Genomic DNA, 1,043 nt, shown 5'->3' on the forward strand with positions numbered 1-1,043 from the left:
CCGCAAATCTGATGAAACAGCCTTTCCCATAGAGCACCTCCTGCTCACAGAGAATCAAACCGAACATCAAATGGGAACCCGTCGATTCAAATTATTCGCCGGATGCTCTAGCCGCTCTTTCCCTCTGTTGAGAGGTCTGACGCTACGGCTCTTGCGGTCTGGCGAGATCGGCAGTCGCGCTTTTCGCTACTGCATTCGTCGACTCGAGGCGCTCGCAAGCTGCCCTGAGTTTGAGGTCCCGGACGCCTATTTCGCGCCGATCACACCGTTAGTCATCGATGCCTTGTCTGAACATCCCGCCTCAACAGATGAGTTGGCCCGCTACATCCGGGCAGTGCCCACTACCGATGTCGATCTGGAGCGCATCGGTAACTTGCTCAAGGATGATTCTAAGAACTATTATACGTGGCAAAATTACCGGCTTTGGTCGCTGTTGGTACAGAAAGAGTATAACAATCAGGACTTGATCGACTTTGCGATGGAGGTGGTGAAGAGTCAGAAGGATAATGCGACGCGTTGCGGAGCGACGCTCTATGCAGGCGCCTTCGGCAGCAAGGCGGATCGCGTCGAGATAGCCAAGGGCTTCGATGAATTAGGTTCATTTCTGGGACAGCGCGTGGCGTTGATCGCGGTCCAAGAGCTGCATTTTAAACCGCATATCAGAGACTTTGTCGCCCCTGAACTGCGCGACGACTTGAAGAATGTGTATCGGAAACTCGACCGAGCTGGCGTCTACGTGGCGCCCCCGCTGCCGATTTCAAGTACTCGCATCCTGGATACGGAGAGGGACTATGACTGACGTAGCCCTGCTTGCATATGTCCCGGATCCATTCGCTGTTCAAAGATCATGTTACGTTGTTCGTGAGCCCAATGGCACAACGCGCACACTGACTGCCCGCGAATTGAGCGGCTATTGCTCGCATATCCTAACTTATACCAACGGGCGCTGATCAAGACCCATGCGCCCAATCTCGCATTCCGATGGACGTGATTTTCCAGGGCTGATCGACGAGCTTGTTCCAAGCTGCGCAGCAGTGGGCGAC

At 54.3% G+C, this 1,043-nt stretch carries 1 protein-coding gene; it reads left to right on the forward strand.

The annotated features are described in order from the left end of the window. Positions 1-799 (forward strand): hypothetical protein (locus tag VQ045_RS21770; RefSeq protein WP_331831616.1); only part of this gene is annotated, 799 nt, incomplete at its 5' end. Positions 800-1,043 lie beyond the last annotated feature (244 nt).

The organism is Aurantimonas sp. E1-2-R+4 (genome assembly GCF_036549515.1).
GTDB lineage: Bacteria > Pseudomonadota > Alphaproteobacteria > Rhizobiales > Rhizobiaceae > Aurantimonas > Aurantimonas coralicida_A.